Origin of the sequence: Haloprofundus salinisoli (genome assembly GCF_020097815.1) — an archaeon.
Lineage (GTDB): Archaea > Halobacteriota > Halobacteria > Halobacteriales > Haloferacaceae > Haloprofundus > Haloprofundus salinisoli.
The window spans coordinates 2,425,363-2,439,533 of the sequence record NZ_CP083663.1; the positions used below are offsets into that span (position 1 = coordinate 2,425,363).

At 61.4% G+C, this 14,171-nt stretch carries 14 protein-coding genes and 1 tRNA gene; 10 read left to right on the top strand and 5 right to left on the bottom strand.

Annotated elements, in window-relative coordinates; genetic code table 11:
* Positions 1-282: 282 nt before the first annotated feature.
* The 5 genes from LAQ73_RS12810 (at position 283) to LAQ73_RS12830 (ending at position 4,599) form a co-directional block, all read left to right on the top strand.
* Positions 283-1,221: a branched-chain amino acid ABC transporter permease gene (locus LAQ73_RS12810; protein ID WP_224270761.1), complete on the top strand. Its 939-nt coding sequence runs from the start codon at positions 283-285 to the stop codon at positions 1,219-1,221.
* Positions 1,218-2,591, top strand: a complete 1,374-nt coding sequence (locus tag LAQ73_RS12815; RefSeq protein ID WP_224268669.1) for a branched-chain amino acid ABC transporter permease — start codon at positions 1,218-1,220, stop codon at positions 2,589-2,591. Before LAQ73_RS12810 ends, LAQ73_RS12815 begins: the two co-directional genes overlap by 4 nt.
* 49 nt (positions 2,592-2,640) lie before the next feature.
* Positions 2,641-3,495, top strand: coding sequence for an ABC transporter ATP-binding protein (locus LAQ73_RS12820; RefSeq protein ID WP_425601131.1), 855 nt, complete (start codon positions 2,641-2,643; stop codon positions 3,493-3,495).
* A complete protein-coding gene (locus tag LAQ73_RS12825) occupies positions 3,492-4,196 on the top strand; it encodes an ABC transporter ATP-binding protein (RefSeq protein ID WP_224268671.1) in 705 nt (234 codons plus the stop codon). The genes LAQ73_RS12820 and LAQ73_RS12825 overlap by 4 nt, the downstream gene beginning before the upstream one ends.
* A 97-nt stretch (positions 4,197-4,293) precedes the next feature.
* The gene (locus tag LAQ73_RS12830) at positions 4,294-4,599 is read left to right on the top strand and encodes a MazG nucleotide pyrophosphohydrolase domain-containing protein (RefSeq protein WP_224270762.1); all 306 of its coding nucleotides are present in this window, start codon (positions 4,294-4,296) and stop codon (positions 4,597-4,599) included.
* A gap of 18 nt (positions 4,600-4,617) precedes the next feature.
* Here the strand turns inward: LAQ73_RS12830 and LAQ73_RS12835 are convergent, their stop codons facing one another.
* On the bottom strand, positions 4,618-6,000 hold the full coding sequence (locus LAQ73_RS12835; protein WP_224268672.1) for an ABC transporter substrate-binding protein: 1,383 nt from the start codon (positions 5,998-6,000) through the stop codon (positions 4,618-4,620).
* A gap of 119 nt (positions 6,001-6,119) precedes the next feature.
* The gene (locus tag LAQ73_RS12840) at positions 6,120-6,707 is read right to left on the bottom strand and encodes a CBS domain-containing protein (RefSeq protein ID WP_224268673.1); all 588 of its coding nucleotides are present in this window, start codon (positions 6,705-6,707) and stop codon (positions 6,120-6,122) included.
* 161 nt (positions 6,708-6,868) lie between these two features.
* On the opposite strand from LAQ73_RS12840, the gene udk reads away from it, so the two are divergent.
* Positions 6,869-7,564: a uridine kinase gene (gene udk / locus LAQ73_RS12845; RefSeq protein ID WP_224268674.1), complete on the top strand. Its 696-nt coding sequence runs from the start codon at positions 6,869-6,871 to the stop codon at positions 7,562-7,564.
* 1 nt (position 7,565) lies between these two features.
* Here the strand turns inward: udk and LAQ73_RS12850 are convergent, their stop codons facing one another.
* The 3 genes from LAQ73_RS12850 to LAQ73_RS12860 all read right to left on the bottom strand — a co-directional run bounded on the left by LAQ73_RS12850 (position 7,566) and on the right by LAQ73_RS12860 (position 8,293).
* Positions 7,566-7,883: a DUF5785 family protein gene (locus LAQ73_RS12850; RefSeq protein WP_224268675.1), complete on the bottom strand. Its 318-nt coding sequence runs from the start codon at positions 7,881-7,883 to the stop codon at positions 7,566-7,568.
* 51 nt (positions 7,884-7,934) lie between these two features.
* Complete coding sequence (locus LAQ73_RS12855; RefSeq protein ID WP_224268676.1) at positions 7,935-8,111, bottom strand: hypothetical protein; 177 nt, start codon at positions 8,109-8,111, stop codon at positions 7,935-7,937.
* A gap of 99 nt (positions 8,112-8,210) precedes the next feature.
* Positions 8,211-8,293: transfer RNA gene (locus tag LAQ73_RS12860), tRNA-Ser, on the bottom strand.
* Between the two features lie 741 nt (positions 8,294-9,034).
* Between LAQ73_RS12860 and LAQ73_RS12865 the strand changes: the two genes are divergently transcribed.
* The 4 genes from LAQ73_RS12865 to LAQ73_RS12880 all read left to right on the top strand — a co-directional run bounded on the left by LAQ73_RS12865 (position 9,035) and on the right by LAQ73_RS12880 (position 14,112).
* The gene (locus LAQ73_RS12865) at positions 9,035-9,553 is read left to right on the top strand and encodes an Lrp/AsnC family transcriptional regulator (RefSeq protein ID WP_224268677.1); all 519 of its coding nucleotides are present in this window, start codon (positions 9,035-9,037) and stop codon (positions 9,551-9,553) included.
* A gap of 176 nt (positions 9,554-9,729) precedes the next feature.
* Complete coding sequence (locus tag LAQ73_RS12870) at positions 9,730-10,095, top strand: helix-turn-helix domain-containing protein (RefSeq protein WP_224268678.1); 366 nt, start codon at positions 9,730-9,732, stop codon at positions 10,093-10,095.
* Positions 10,096-10,454: 359 nt separating this feature from the next.
* The gene (locus LAQ73_RS12875; RefSeq protein ID WP_425601110.1) at positions 10,455-13,661 is read left to right on the top strand and encodes a PAS domain-containing sensor histidine kinase; all 3,207 of its coding nucleotides are present in this window, start codon (positions 10,455-10,457) and stop codon (positions 13,659-13,661) included.
* Positions 13,654-14,112, top strand: coding sequence for a response regulator (locus LAQ73_RS12880; protein ID WP_224268680.1), 459 nt, complete (start codon positions 13,654-13,656; stop codon positions 14,110-14,112). Before LAQ73_RS12875 ends, LAQ73_RS12880 begins: the two co-directional genes overlap by 8 nt.
* Positions 14,113-14,171: the final 59 nt, after the last annotated feature.

Here is a 14,171-nt window from a genome sequence, read left to right on the forward strand (position 1 = left end):
AGTTTTCCGCAATCGGCATCCGTGAGTGCCTTTCTGCGTCGGAATGAAGAAACACTTATAAGTATTTCACGTCCGCACACATCATGGTGATAGTTAACAATGGGTATCGCTGAAACCTACTCTCGGAGCCGTCAGTTCGTCGATAGACGACCGCTGACGCACACAGTCGGCGCTGCGGCGGGAGTCGTTCTCGTGCTGTATCTCCTGTGGGTGCTCGTCGCGCAGTTGGCGAGCGGAGAGTTGCGAATCTACCAACTCAGCGGGCTGATGTGGGACGGACTGATGCGCGGACTCGTCATCGGTCTCGCGGGCGTCGGCCTGTCGATGACGTACAGCATCCTGAACTTCGCGAACTTCTCGCACGGCGACTACATCTCCGCCGGCGCGTTCTCGGGGTGGGCGACGACGTATCTAATCGCCGGTCTCGGCCGGGCCGACATCGGGTCGCTGTTGCTCGTCGGCGCGGGCGGGTCGGTGTTCGGCGGCGCGCTCGGCGTCGGCATCTCGACGACGCCGCTGGCGGTCGTCCTCGGCGTCGTCGTCGCCGGCGTCGGCGCGGTACTGCTCTCGTTGTTCGTCGACCGAACCGTGTTCAAACCGCTTCGCGGCGAGGACGGCATCACGCTGCTCATCGCCAGTATCGGCGTCGCCTTCGCGCTTCGCTACCTCATGCAGTTCGTCTTCGGCTCCGACGTCAGAGGAACGACCTCGCAACCGCCGGCGTACTCGTTTTACGTCGTCGACGGGTGGCTTCGCATCAACTACCACGACATGACGCTTCTCGTCGTCGCCGTCGGCCTGATGGTCGGCGTCCACCTGCTGCTGCAGCGCAGTAAACTCGGCAAGGCGATGCGCGCGATGTCGGACAACGGTGACCTCGCCCGCATCACGGGTATCCCGACCGAGCACGTCGTCCGATGGACGTGGATCATCGGCGGCGCGCTCACCGGTGTCGCGGGGTACATCTTCGTCCTCTGGAAAGGGACGCTCGCCTTCGACGACGGGTGGCTGCTCCTCCTGTTGATCTTCGCGGCGGTCATCCTCGGCGGTATCGGGTCGGTGTACGGCGCTATCGCCGGCGGCATCGTCATCGGTCTCACCGCGTCGATGGCCGTCATCTGGATTCCGTCGGCGTTCGCCCGCGCGGCGGCGTTCGCCGTGATGATTTTACTCCTGCTGGTGCGTCCGCAGGGCATCTTCGCCGGGAGGACGACGGCATGAGCGCTGACGGCGAAAACGAGAGCGCGACGAGGAGTCGCGTCGGCGACGTGCTAGGGAGACTCCGCGACGGCGACGCGGGACTGATTCTACTCGTCCTCGGGGGCATCTACCTCGCGTACATTCTCAGCGGCGTCGTCCTCGGCTACCAACTTCGCGGACAGTTGAACTCGATCGCCGCGCTGACGTTCTACATCGGTGTCTTCGCGCTGTTGGCGCTGGCGCTGAACCTCCACTGGGGGTACACCGGTCTGTTCAACATCGGCGTCGTCGGCTTCATGGCCGTCGGCGTCTACGTGATGGCGCTCGTCTCGAAACCCGTCTACACCTCCGGCGGGGCCGCACAGGTCGGCGGTCTCGGACTGCCGCTGTGGGTCGGCGTTCTCGCCGGGATGCTCGCGGCGGCGGTGTTCGGCTTCATCGTCGCGTTGCCGGCGTTACGACTGCGGGCGGACTACCTCGCCATCGTCACCATCGCGATGTCCGAAATCGTCCGCTTCTCGTTTCTCTCCAGCGAGTTTCAGCGGTTCGAGCTGTTCGGCAACCGCGTCGGCTTCGGCGGCGGGTCGGGGCTCATCCTCGACTACACCGCGCCGCTGGAGGCCTTCTTCCGGACGTTCGGCCTCTGGGACGCGTACATCAGCTTCGTGACGGCGTTCGGCTCGTTCGGCCCGTTAAGTCTGAACAACCCGAAACCCATCGTCGACAACCTCGTCTACGGCGGGGTGCTGCTACTGTTCGTCGCGGGCTACTACTGGCTCCTGAAGCGGACCGGCGAGTCGCCGTTCGGACGCGTCCTGAAGGCGATTCGCGAGGACGAGGACGTGGCGAACGCGCTCGGCAAGAACACCAACCAGTTCAAGGTGAAGTCGTTCATGCTCGGCTGTGCGCTCATGGGTCTCGCCGGCATCCTCTGGCTGGCCGGCCAGGGCGCGGTGACGCCGAACTTCTTCCGCCCCCGCGTCACCTTCTTCGTCTGGATCGCGCTCATCATCGGCGGTGCGGGGTCGAACACGGGCAGCATCCTCGGCGGTGCTATCTTCGCGGGCGTCCTGTACCAGGGACCGCTCTACCTCAAGAACGTCCTGGAAGCCGTGCTCCCGCAGACGAACGCGCCAAACGGCTTCGGGCCGGCGGTGGCACCCATCTTCCAGTCGTTCGACGTGCTCCCGTTCGTCTGGTACACCCTCGACAGCATCCGACAGCTCCAGTTGGTCATCATGGGCCTCGTGCTCATCTGGCTGATGCACAACCGGCCCGAGGGGCTGCTCGGTCACCGCAAGGAGATCGCGGCGAGTATCGACCTCTCGCGGCCGAGTACGCGGCCGTCGACGCCGGCGACCGCCGCCGACGGAGGTGAGCGCGATGAGTGAAACGAGCGGACCGAACGAGGCGGTACCGACGGAGACGGAGGCCGACGATATGAGCGAGCCAACGGAGACGACGGAGTCGACGACCGACCAGCAACCGAGGGAGGCGGCTGACGACCCGGCGTCGGCGGGCTCCGCCGAGTATCCGCTCCGCGTTGAGAACCTCCGCAAGACGTTCGGCGGCATCGTCGCCGTCGACGACGCGAGCTTCGAGGTCGAGCGCGGCACGCTCACCGGCCTCATCGGCCCCAACGGCGCGGGCAAGTCGACGACGTTCAACCTCATCACCGGGATGTACGCGCCCGACCGGGGACGCGTCGTCTTCAACGGCGAGGAGATTACCGGACTTCGCCCGTACCGCGTCGCCGACAGAGGTCTGGTGCGGACGTTCCAAATCGCGCGCGAACTCTCCGAGATGACCGTCTTGGAGAACATGATGCTCGCGCCGAAACAGCAGCGCGGCGAAGCGCTGTGGCGTTCCGTGACGCCGGGGGTGCGAAGCGGCGTGGTCGAACAGGAGGAGGAGCTGCTCGACAGGGCGTGGGAGATGCTCGACTTCTTCGAGATAGACCACCTCGCCGAGGAGTACGCGGGCAACCTCTCGGGCGGTCAGCGGAAACTGCTGGAGATGGCGCGCGCGCTCCTGACGGACCCGGAGATGCTGCTCCTGGACGAACCGTTCGCCGGCGTCAACCCCTCGCTGGAGCGCCGCCTGCTCGATCACATCCACGAACTGCGCGAACAGGGCTACACGTTCCTGTTGGTCGAACACGATATGGACCTCATCATGGAGAACTGCGAACACGTCATCGTCATGCACCAAGGGAAGGTGCTCACCGAAGGGTCGCCGCTGGAGATAAAGCAGAACGAACAGGTCGTCGAGGCCTACCTCGGAGGCACCGTATGACGCTTCTGAGAGTGCGCGACCTCGATGCCGGCTACGGCGACTTACAGATCCTCACCGACGTCGAGCTGAACGTCGAAGACGGCGAGTACGTCACCATCGTCGGCCCCAACGGCGCTGGCAAGTCGACGGTGATGAAGTCCGTCTTCGGGCTGACGACCCACATGGGCGGCACCGTCACCTTCGTCGACACCGACATCACCGACGCGAACCCCGAGGACATCATCCGCCTCGGTCTCGGCTACGTCCCGCAGAACGACAACGTGTTCGGGGCGCTCACTGTCCAGGAGAACCTCGAAATGGGTGCGTACATCCTCGACGACGTCCCCCAACGTTCGCTCGACGCGGTGTACGACCGGTTCCCTATCCTCGAAGAGCGGCGCGAGCAGAAGGCCGGAACGATGAGCGGCGGGCAACAGCAGATGCTGGCGATGGGCCGCGCGCTGATGCTCGACCCTGACCTGCTGCTCCTCGACGAACCGAGCGCCGGCCTCGCACCGGACCTCGTCGACGAGATGTTCGACAAGATAGACGAGATCAACGAGGCGGGGACGGCCGTCCTGATGGTCGAACAGAACGCCAAGGAGGCGCTCAGACGCTGTGACCGCGGCTACGTCCTCGTTAACGGGCAGAACCGCTACATGGACACCGGACGGGCGCTGTTGGACGACGAAGAGGTCAGACGGGATTTCCTCGGCGGGTAGTCGGTCGTCGCGGTCTCTGCCTCTGCTTCGCGGTACTCCGAAACGGCTTTTTCCGACGCGCGAGCGTGTAGACGCCATGCGAGAGAACCACCGTTCGATGCCCGAGCAACAGCAAGTCGCAGCGTTTCTCGACCAGTACGAGATGCGCGCCGACCCGGCGTATCAGCTTCTCGACCTCACGTCCGAAGTCGGCGAACTCGCCGCCGACGCGACGAAATCCTCGCAGTGGGGCGCGTCGCCGGAGAACCTCGACGTGAAGACGGACGAACTCGGCGACGCGCTGTTCTCGCTTCTGGCCGTCGCCGAGTCGCTCGACATCGACGCGGGCGACGCGCTCCGCGAGTCCCTCGAGAAGTATCAGCGACGTATCGTCGACACTGGGAGCGCGTCGTCGGACGAATAAAATCGGAGTCGGGCGAGTTCAGTTGCCGAGCGCCGTATCGATGACCGAGGAGTACGACGACTCGCCGATGTTGAACGACACCTGATTCGTGACCGTCCCGTCGAACTCGCTCTCGAACACTTCAGCGAAGCGCTCGGAGAGCTGCTGGCCGTAGTCGTTGTTGACGTACAGCGTCGCCGCGGAACTGGCGCCGAGACGCTGAGAGGCGACCTGCGCCATCACGCGGCCCTGCAGGAAGTCGGAGGGCGCGGTCCGGAAGATGAAGTCGTTGTCGTCGAGGTTCGACACCGACAGCGCCGTGCTCGACGGCGAACAGCCGACGACCTCGTTCGGGATGAACGCCTGCTGGGAGACGGGGACGTTGACGCCGGAGGACGCCGACCCACACACCGCGGGTACGCCCGCGCTGACGAGCGAGTTCGCCGCCGCGACGCCGGAGTCCGGCGAGGTCTGGGTGTCTTCGATCTGGGCGTTGACCGAGAGGTCGATGCCCGCGTCGTTTACCTGCTTCACGGGTATCTGCGCCGCTCGAATCATCGGCTGACCGACCGACGCCAGGTCGCCGGTTTCCGGCAGCAGGATGCCGACCGACACCTCGCGCCCGAGTCCGCCGGGGGCGCTGTCGGCCGAGTCGCCGGCCCCCTCGGGGCTGTCGCCCTCGAACGACTGCGTCTCCAGCGTGGACGTCTCCTGAGAGCTCTGCCCCGCGAACTCCCAGATGGCGTACGCCGCCGACGCCGGGTCACCCTTCTCGTCGAAGTTCGTCGCGCTCGACGCGCCCTGGAAGTTGATGTCGTCGCCGTTGGCGGCCGCCTCGACCGCTTCGACGAAGTTCTGCGGGCCGAACTCCTCGCCGCCGGGGTTGGCGATGCGACGGAGTTGGTCGCGAATCGCCGGTCCGCTGTTCTCGCCGGCGGCGGCGTTCGCCAAGATGAGAAGCGCCACCGAGTCGTACGACTGGGAGGTGAAGACGCTGGGAGCGGCGTTGTACTCGTCCTGAAACAGTTGGTTGAACGCGTCCTGGTTCGGACCGCCCGCCGCCGGCGCGGTGCCGGTGACGTTCGCCATGTCGTTGCCGACCTGCGCCGGCATCGACCCGTCCTGCAGCCCGTCGGGCACGAGAATCGATTCGCTCCCGTCGCTGGCGCTGTAATAGTCGCGGAACAGTTGGATACCGCTCTCGGGGTAGCCGATGACGATGAGCGAGTCGGGACCGTCCCCACCGCCGCCGTTGCCGCCGCTGCCGCCGTTGCCGCCGCCTCCGCCGTTGCTTCCGTTGCCGCCGCCGTTGCCGCCGTCTCCGCCGTCGTCACCGGGACCTTGTACACAGCCGGCGAGACCGACCGCGCCGGTTACACCGACCGCTTTCATGAAGTTTCGTCGTTGGATACCACGTGTCATGTTACCGCATGGGAAGGGGTAGTTTATAAAGCTACGCCTTCTGCGTTGACACGTGTCGCCGCGGGTCACGGCGCAGTCGCGCGGTTGCGACGCCAACGACGAAGAGCTATACCGCTCGTTTACACTTCTCGGCAGTCCGAGCAGACGAGTTGCCCGTTGACGTTCGAGAGCGTCCGCGCCAACGAGCCACACACTTCGCAGATACTCTGCGAGGAGTACGCCTCCGCGTCGATGCCCCCGTTGGTCTCGGCGTTCGGCGGGCCGCCGGTGTCACCGAACTCGGGGCCGTCCGCGGGCGGGCGGTCCTGCCCCTCCGCTCGCATCTCCTCTTGGGTCAGCGTCGCCGCCATCAGCACGTCGCGTTCAGTGAGCAGACCGACGAGTTCGCCGTTGTCGACGACGAGCGCCCACGGCGTCGCCTCCGAGCGCATCCGGTCTTCGGCGACGACGAGCGCCATCTCCGACTCGACTGTCGGCTCGGGGTCGGTCATCACCGCCGAGACGGGCGTGTCGGCGCCCTCGTTTAACACGACGCCGAGCGCCGTTCGCGAGGAGACGACGCCGACGGGTTGGTTGCCCCGGAGGACGACGATGCAGTCGGCGTCTTCTTCGAACATCAACTCCGCGGCCGCCCGTACCGAGTCCGACTCGCTCACCCCGACGAACTCCCGCTCCATGGCATCACTTACCGTGACATCAGTGTTCATACCACAGTGTTTGCCCGAATCGGGCTAAAGTCTACCTCCAGTAGAGTTAATCCGGCGGACGTGCTATCTCTCTGTTCGCAGATTCGAGCCTCCGAGGGGCGCCCTCGCGCCGACCGGCGGAAACAGTAAGTTCAAACCGCTCGGCGCACGCGTACCGAGTAATGACTATCCCCTCGTTCGTCATCGGCATCGCGGGCGGCACGGGGGCGGGGAAAACCACCGTCTCACGACTCATCACCGAGAGCGTCGGCGAGTCGGTGACGCGAATCCCGCTCGACAACTACTACGAGGACCTCAGCCACCTCGAGTTCGAAGAACGGACCGAGGTTAACTACGACCACCCCTCGGCGTTCGAGTGGGAGCTGCTACGCGAGCAGTTGCGCTTGCTCACCGAGGGCCAGCCCGTCGAGATGCCGCAGTACGACTTCGAGGCTCACAACCGGAAGGACGAACGCGTGACCGTCGCCCCGACGGACGTCATCATCCTCGAAGGGATTCTCTCGCTGTACGACGAAGAGGTAAACGAGATGATGGACCTGCGTCTGTACGTCGAGACGGACGCCGACGTCCGTATTCTCCGCCGTATCGACCGCGATGTGGTCGAACGCGGGCGGGACCTGGAGGGCGTCATCGACCAGTATCTCTCGACGGTCAAGCCGATGCACGAGCAGTTCATCGAGCCCACGAAGAAGCACGCCGACCTCATCATCCCCGAGGGAGCCAACAGCGTCGCTGTCAACCTGTTAGAGGAGAAAGTGCGCGCGGAGGTTACCGGCGACGTCGCGCGCGACTGGGAGCGGGAGACGTTCGACCGCGAGGTGTCGGATGCGGTGACGCTGAGCGAGTCCGAACCCTAGCTCACGACCGACTACGGGTGAAGTTCTCTGCGCCCTCGTAGAACCAGAGTCCGTTGTCGCGCATGGCGCGACCGACCGCCCTGTGGAAGTCGACGAAGTCCGAGAACTCCTCCTGGTCGACGTGCGCGAAGACGTCGCGAAGCGCGACGACGCGTTCGTAGTCGAGACGGATCGGGTCGTCGCCGTACTCGGCGACGAACTCGTCGCGGTTCAGCGGGAAATCCTCGTCTTCGTCGATCTTCTTGGCGATGACGGCGTGGCCGTACTTGCGACGTCCTTCGCTGCCCTGTTCGCCGTCGGGGTCGTGTGGCCAGTCCATACCCGGCAGTTGGGCGGTGGTCGCAAAACCGTTACCCTTCTCAGCCCACCGTCACTGCGTGTGCGGATACGCGTCCAGTTCGACGAACGACGCCGACCCGCAGGCGGCGCACTCGGTCGGCGGGTCGTAGTGGTGCTCGCCGCCGTCGCTCCTGACGACCGTTCCGGCGTACATGAGGTGACAGTTCTTGCAGACGAACTCGCGCGGACGTTCGGGTACGTGTGACATACGGTTTCGTCGGCGCCTGGAGATTTGTAATTTCGTTGTGTCTTTCCTGAGTGTTCGAGCGGGCGGACGCACGGCTCGCCGTGTGTGCACGTCAGAACGCGGTGGGACTGGGATTCGAACCCAGGAGGCCGAAGGCCACCTGCTTTCAAGGCAGGCGCAATAGTCCACTCTGCCATCCCACCCACATAGTGTGAGTACGACCCGGCGCTGTCGCGCGATTTCGTGGCTTCAAACCACGAAACCCAATGACGACCATTCAGACCATCGAGGCTCGATTGAACAGCCCCAAACGTCGTGAGATCGCCACCAGCGGGGTCTGTACGCATGTATAAGCCCGAAAAAGTTGAAGGTATCGTTATTATTCCCGGCCCGACGGGGGACGACCTCAACGAGCGACAGCTGATTGCGTACAAGCGACTGAAAAGACCTCATCAAGTGGCTCTCCCGGATGGGGAAGTAGCCCGACACGCTTGAAGGATACGCGCACGACACGGCGAAGAACTACGCGAGTATTCTCGACAAGTTCCACCGGTGGGCTTGGAGCATCAAGGCGCGAGTGTACATCATCCGTCACATCAAGCGCCATCTGAGCCACGCTGAGCAGACTGTGAGTTTCGGGGATACGAGCGCATGATGTCCCACAATTGTCGAAGGGAGAGAGGAGTTGAAACAGTAAGTTCGCTATGCGGCTGAGTCTCTAGTAAGCCGTTCTGCGAATTTTTCTGGTTTTGAGAGCAGTTTGGAGACGCGATGACCGCTCGAAATGTGGGCAGTAGAGAATTAGGGAAGCAGAGGGCATTGAGACTACTGTACAGAGAGTTGCATAGGTAGCCCTGTTAAAACCATGAAATCGTGACGGTGATTCCGCGCTGAAGCGACCCGGTTCACGTCAACATATTAGGGTGGCTCCCGAAGAATAGGGTATGGTCGAACTGGACAACATAGACCGAGGTATTTTACACGAACTCCAGCTCGATGCGCGGAATCAGACTGCCCAAGCGATTGCCGACAAGGTCGATGTGTCCGCCAGCACTGTTCGGAATCGAATCGAAACTCTCGAAGACGAAGGAATCATCGAAGGGTACCACCCAAAAATCGACTACGAGTCCGCGAATCTCCCGCTTCAGATCATGTTCGTCTGTTCGGCACCGCCGACCGAACGGTCGGAGATGGTTGAACTCATACTCGATGTTCGCGGGGTCGTGGACGTCCGGGAAACGTTAACCGGTCATCGGAATCTATACGTTGAAGCCGTTGGAACCGGTACATCCGATACTGTCCGAATCACCGACGCCCTCCACGAGATCGGCCTCTCGATCGAGAGTTCAGAAATCCTGCGTCAACGCCGAGTACAGCCGTTTAACCACTTCTTCTACACCGACCCCTACGACAACAGCCGGAATGATGGAAATGATGGAATAGAAGACGATGACAACGAGTGAGCGTCCATCTCGGCCCCTCCTCTGTTGTGGAATCCGCAATAGTGAGCAGATAGCAGCGCGTGAATCCACATAGTCCGGTGTGGCAACCGCAATAACAGGGTCGTAAACTTCGTTATCTCGAATCAATCATATATTTGGCAAACAACAACTATCCCTCTCAATCTCCTCCCTCTGCTATGGACAATCAGCAAACTGGAACGGATCTGTCGGGATTTGACGTGGGGGACAATCGTCAAAATCAGCTATTCGACGTGTTGTCTCATCCACACCGTCGGTTTATACTCCACTACTTGCAGTCCGCTGAGACGCCACTTCCGGTGAAGAAGTTGATGTCGGAGCTCGTGGCGTGGGAAATCCAGCGACCCGAAACTGACCCGATGGATGACGAGAAAAAGGCCATTAAAATTGCCCTCGTGCACAACCATCTCCCGAAGATAGCCCAGGCTGGTCTTATCAGATACGACGATGCTCGCCAGTCAGTGACGATTACAGACCGTACGAAGGAGGGAGAGGCCCACCTCGAGACGATGAAGAGCTATTGAAATCGCGTAAAGTAGCGGTAGAGATTAGTGAACAGTTTGGTTCGTATATACTGACCAGTTCTCCAACCCGATTAGACCTTTTGAGGCCGAGAAATATGCGCGTTGTATTCAGTAGTCAGTGAGCGGAACTCACAACAGCTGTCAGTAACGGATTGCGAGATACAGAGTCCCGAAGGCGGACGAGACCGAACAAGATGACACTGACCGTTTCTGTTGCCCGATACGGTCGCGAGTTATCGTCGGATCTCACCGTACATTGATGAGTGTTCGGAGATGTGTGAGCCCACCGTTATTTTGCCTTGACAAAATTTCAGGACCCTTTCGACAAGTGTTTAGTGCTTCATACATAGACCCGATTAATGGGCCCCTCTGACTCGGCTCCGGACGCTACTCGGGAAGATGTCCGGAACTTTTTTTCACGGCTGGATAAACCAGGTACGCCCCTCACTACCGCTGAAGTCGCGGAGAAACTGGAGTGCACTGACCGAACCGCACAGCATAATCTGGAAGCGCTTACCGAGCTCGGGGAGTTACAGACAAGGCAACTAGACAATCAGAACCAGATCTGGTGGCAGTCGAGGGGCAGGAGCGAACCGGCCGGCCAGCAGTCCGACATCGAGGAGTTCGGCGCGTTCGTATGTGCTGTCGAGGACTACGCCATCTTCATGCTCGATTCCGATGGTGAGATTGCCAGTTGGAACGAAGGAGCCGAACGGATCAAAGGGTACACAGAAGACGAAATCATCGGGGAGCACATTTCGAACTTCTACACTGACGCCGATATCGACGACGGGGTGCCTCACACGAACCTCGAAACCGCGGCGACGGAGGGCCCCGTTGAGGACGAGGGCTGGCGGGTCCGTAAGGATGGCTCGCGGTTCTGGGCGAACGTCGTCATTACAGCGATACGCGACGAGGATGGCACCCTTCAGGGGTTCACGAAAGTAACCCGTGACATGACCGAACGGCGAGAGTACGAACAACAGCTTCGCCAGGAACGAGATTTCACCCAACAGATCCTCGAAACCGTACCGGTGAGCATCTGCACGGTTACTCCCGACGGCGAGTTCGCGCGCGCGAACCGGCAGGCGCTCGAGCATATCGATGGCGAGGAATCCGATCTGACGGAGTACACCGTCGACTCGTGGGAACTCTACGACGGCGAGGGAAACCCGATTCCAACCGACGAGTGGCCGTGGACGCAGGTCACTGACACCGGCGACCCCGTGTACGATTACCAGTGTCAGGTTGACCTCCCGGATATCGGCCGCCGGTGGCTCTCGATCAACGCCGCCCCAATCGAAGGCGACCAGTCCGAGGACGACCGGGTCGTGTTCACCGCAGACGACATCACCGAGCAGAAAGAACGCGAACGGCAGCTCCGCCGCGAGTCCAAACAAACCGAGAAGCTGTTGCGGACGGCCCCGATTGCGATCGCAGTCCAGAACGCCGAGGGCGAGATGGTCCTGGCGAACCAGCGGGCCCAAGAGGCGCTTGGACTCTCCGAACAGGAGATCATCGAGGAACCCGACGACGTCGACGACTGGGAAGTGTACGACGCATTTGGCGATCAAACTGCTCCTCACGAAACGCCGTCTTCTCGCGTCCTAACGACCGGCGAGGCGGTGCTTGACGAAGAGCTCGTCATCGACCCTCCAAGCGGCGAGCAGATGCAGTTCCGTATCAACGCTGCTCCTCTTTTCGGTCCCGATGGGACGGTGGAGCGCGTCATCACTGCCGGCGAAGATATCACCGAACTCAAACGGCGCGAACGGCAACTCGAACAACGGAAGAGCGAACTCGAAACCGAGTTGAGCGGTATCCTCGGCCGAATTTCCGACGCGTTCTACGCGCTCGACGAGGAGTGGCAGTTCACACATATCAACGACCGGGCTGTCGAGATTTTCCAACAGCCCGAGGACGAGTTACTCGGGCGGTCTATCTGGGAGGTGTTTCCCGAGGAAACTGAGGGGACAATCTGGGAGAACTTCCACACCGCAATGGATACGCAGGAGACGGTCAGCTTCGAGTTATACGTCGAGGAAATCGACAGTTGGCTGGAGTTTAACGTCTACCCCTCTGAAACGGGTCTGTCGATCTACTTCCGCGACATCACCGACCGGAAGGCCAACGAGCAAGAGCTGGCCATGTACGAGACGATTATCGAGACGATCCACGAGGCTATCTACGTGCTTGATGACGACCTGCAGTTCACGATGGTCAACGAGGCGTTCACGGAACTGACCGGGTACGCTCGCGATGAACTGCTCGGCGAACACGCCTCTCTCGTCGTCGATGAAGAGACGATCGAACGGGGAACGGGGTTACGTGGAGAACTGGCCGACGGGAAGGAGGTCAGTCCGACGCTGGAGATCGCCATCGAAACGGTGAACGATAACCGTATCCCCGTGGAGGGGTCCTTTACGCCACTCCTCTACAGCGATGGAGAGCACAAACGAATCGGGGTACTGCGAGACATCACCGAACGCAAGGAGAGCCGGCGCAAGCTCGAGGAGAGCGAACGCCGGTACAGAACGCTTGTCGAGCATTTCCCGAACGGTGCAGTCGCGTTGTTCGACGAGGACCTGTGTTACACTACCGCCGGCGGCGAACTCATGAATGTAATGGGTACCGCTCTGGAGGACCGAATCGGAACCAGCATCCACGACCTCTATCCGGACGAACTCCTCGAGGAGATCGAACCGTACTTCCACGCCGCGCTGGAGGGCGACGAACACTCGTTCGAGGCCGAGTATCTCGGCCGACATCTGCTCGCCTACACCCTTCCCATCCAAAACGCCGACGACGAGGTTTACGCGGGCATGCTCGTCGTTCAGGACATCACTGAGTTCAAGGAAACCCAACGACGGCTCGAAGCGTCGAACGAGCGCCTCGAACAGTTCGCCTACGCCGCCTCTCACGACCTGCAAGAACCGCTTCGGATGATTTCGAGCTATCTCCAACTGGTCGAGCAACGGTACGCCGACGTCCTCGACGAGGACGGTGAGGAGTTCCTCGAATTCGCCGTCGACGGTGCCAAGCGGATGCGCGATATGATCGATGCGCTCCTCACGTACTCCCGGATAGAGACCCAGGGCGACCCCTTCGAGCCGGTCGATCTCGACACAGTACTCGAAGACGTGCGTGAAAACCTCCAGATGCGGATTGGGGAGACTGAAACCACCATCAGGACGGAACCACTGCCAAACGTCCAGGGCGATGCCACACAACTGCGACAAGTATTCCAGAACTTGATCTCGAATGCGATCGAGTACGCCGGCGACGAACCGCCGCAGGTCCACATTTCGGCCGAGCGAACCGGTCACGGGTGGGTGGTCTCGGTCCGCGATGAAGGGATCGGCATCGATCCCGACGATGCCCATCGTATCTTCGAGGTGTTTCAGAGCCTTCACGGTCGTGCGGACCACTCCGGCACCGGCATCGGCCTCGCACTTTGCAAGCGGATCGTCGAACGTCATGGTGGTGAGATTTGGGTTGAGTCTGAACCCGAGGAGGGCGCGACGTTCTCGTTCACACTGCCTGTGGGGGGTGAGTGCAATGAGTGAGCAGGACTGCACCAAGGAACCAGCGGACATTCTCCTTGTCGAGGACAATCCCGGTGACGTCCGCCTCACAGAGGAAGCATTCAACGAGTGCCGCATTACCAACACGCTCCACGTGGTCGGAGATGGCATCGAGGCACTGGACTTCCTTTATCAACGCGGCGATCACGCCGATGCGCCACGCCCGGATCTCATCCTCCTCGATCTCAACCTCCCACGAAAGAACGGTGACGAGGTGCTCGAGGAGATCGCCGAGAATCGAGAGCTCTCGCGTATCCCCGTGCTCGTGCTGACGAGTTCGAAATCAGAAGCGGACATCGTCAGGTCGTATGATCTGCACGCGAACGCATACCTCACGAAACCGGTCAATCCCGAAGTGTTCGTAGAGATGGTTCGAACGTTCGAACAGTTCTGGTTCTCGATCGTTCAACTGCCGCCGAAGGAAAGAGGATAACACGCACCGATGAACTCGTTGGCGTTCGATCACGGGCATTCCCGCTGATGCTACCCCAT

Excerpts from the sequence above, each read along its gene's own strand:
- LAQ73_RS12880 (WP_224268680.1), top strand. The coding sequence starts at position 13,654 with ATGAGTGAGCAGGACTGCACCAAGGAACCAGCGGACATTCTCCTTGTC.
- udk (WP_224268674.1), top strand. The coding sequence starts at position 6,869 with ATGACTATCCCCTCGTTCGTCATCGGCATCGCGGGCGGCACGGGGGCG.
- LAQ73_RS12820 (WP_425601131.1), top strand. The coding sequence starts at position 2,641 with ATGAGCGAGCCAACGGAGACGACGGAGTCGACGACCGACCAGCAACCG.
- LAQ73_RS12825 (WP_224268671.1), top strand. The coding sequence starts at position 3,492 with ATGACGCTTCTGAGAGTGCGCGACCTCGATGCCGGCTACGGCGACTTA.
- LAQ73_RS12835 (WP_224268672.1), bottom strand. The coding sequence starts at position 6,000 with ATGACACGTGGTATCCAACGACGAAACTTCATGAAAGCGGTCGGTGTA.
- LAQ73_RS12810 (WP_224270761.1), top strand. The coding sequence starts at position 283 with ATGCGCGGACTCGTCATCGGTCTCGCGGGCGTCGGCCTGTCGATGACG.
- LAQ73_RS12865 (WP_224268677.1), top strand. The coding sequence starts at position 9,035 with ATGGTCGAACTGGACAACATAGACCGAGGTATTTTACACGAACTCCAG.
- LAQ73_RS12855 (WP_224268676.1), bottom strand. The coding sequence starts at position 8,111 with ATGTCACACGTACCCGAACGTCCGCGCGAGTTCGTCTGCAAGAACTGT.
- LAQ73_RS12830 (WP_224270762.1), top strand. The coding sequence starts at position 4,294 with ATGCCCGAGCAACAGCAAGTCGCAGCGTTTCTCGACCAGTACGAGATG.
- LAQ73_RS12840 (WP_224268673.1), bottom strand. The coding sequence starts at position 6,707 with ATGAACACTGATGTCACGGTAAGTGATGCCATGGAGCGGGAGTTCGTC.
- LAQ73_RS12875 (WP_425601110.1), top strand. The coding sequence starts at position 10,455 with ATGGGCCCCTCTGACTCGGCTCCGGACGCTACTCGGGAAGATGTCCGG.
- LAQ73_RS12870 (WP_224268678.1), top strand. The coding sequence starts at position 9,730 with ATGGACAATCAGCAAACTGGAACGGATCTGTCGGGATTTGACGTGGGG.
- LAQ73_RS12815 (WP_224268669.1), top strand. The coding sequence starts at position 1,218 with ATGAGCGCTGACGGCGAAAACGAGAGCGCGACGAGGAGTCGCGTCGGC.
- LAQ73_RS12850 (WP_224268675.1), bottom strand. The coding sequence starts at position 7,883 with ATGGACTGGCCACACGACCCCGACGGCGAACAGGGCAGCGAAGGACGT.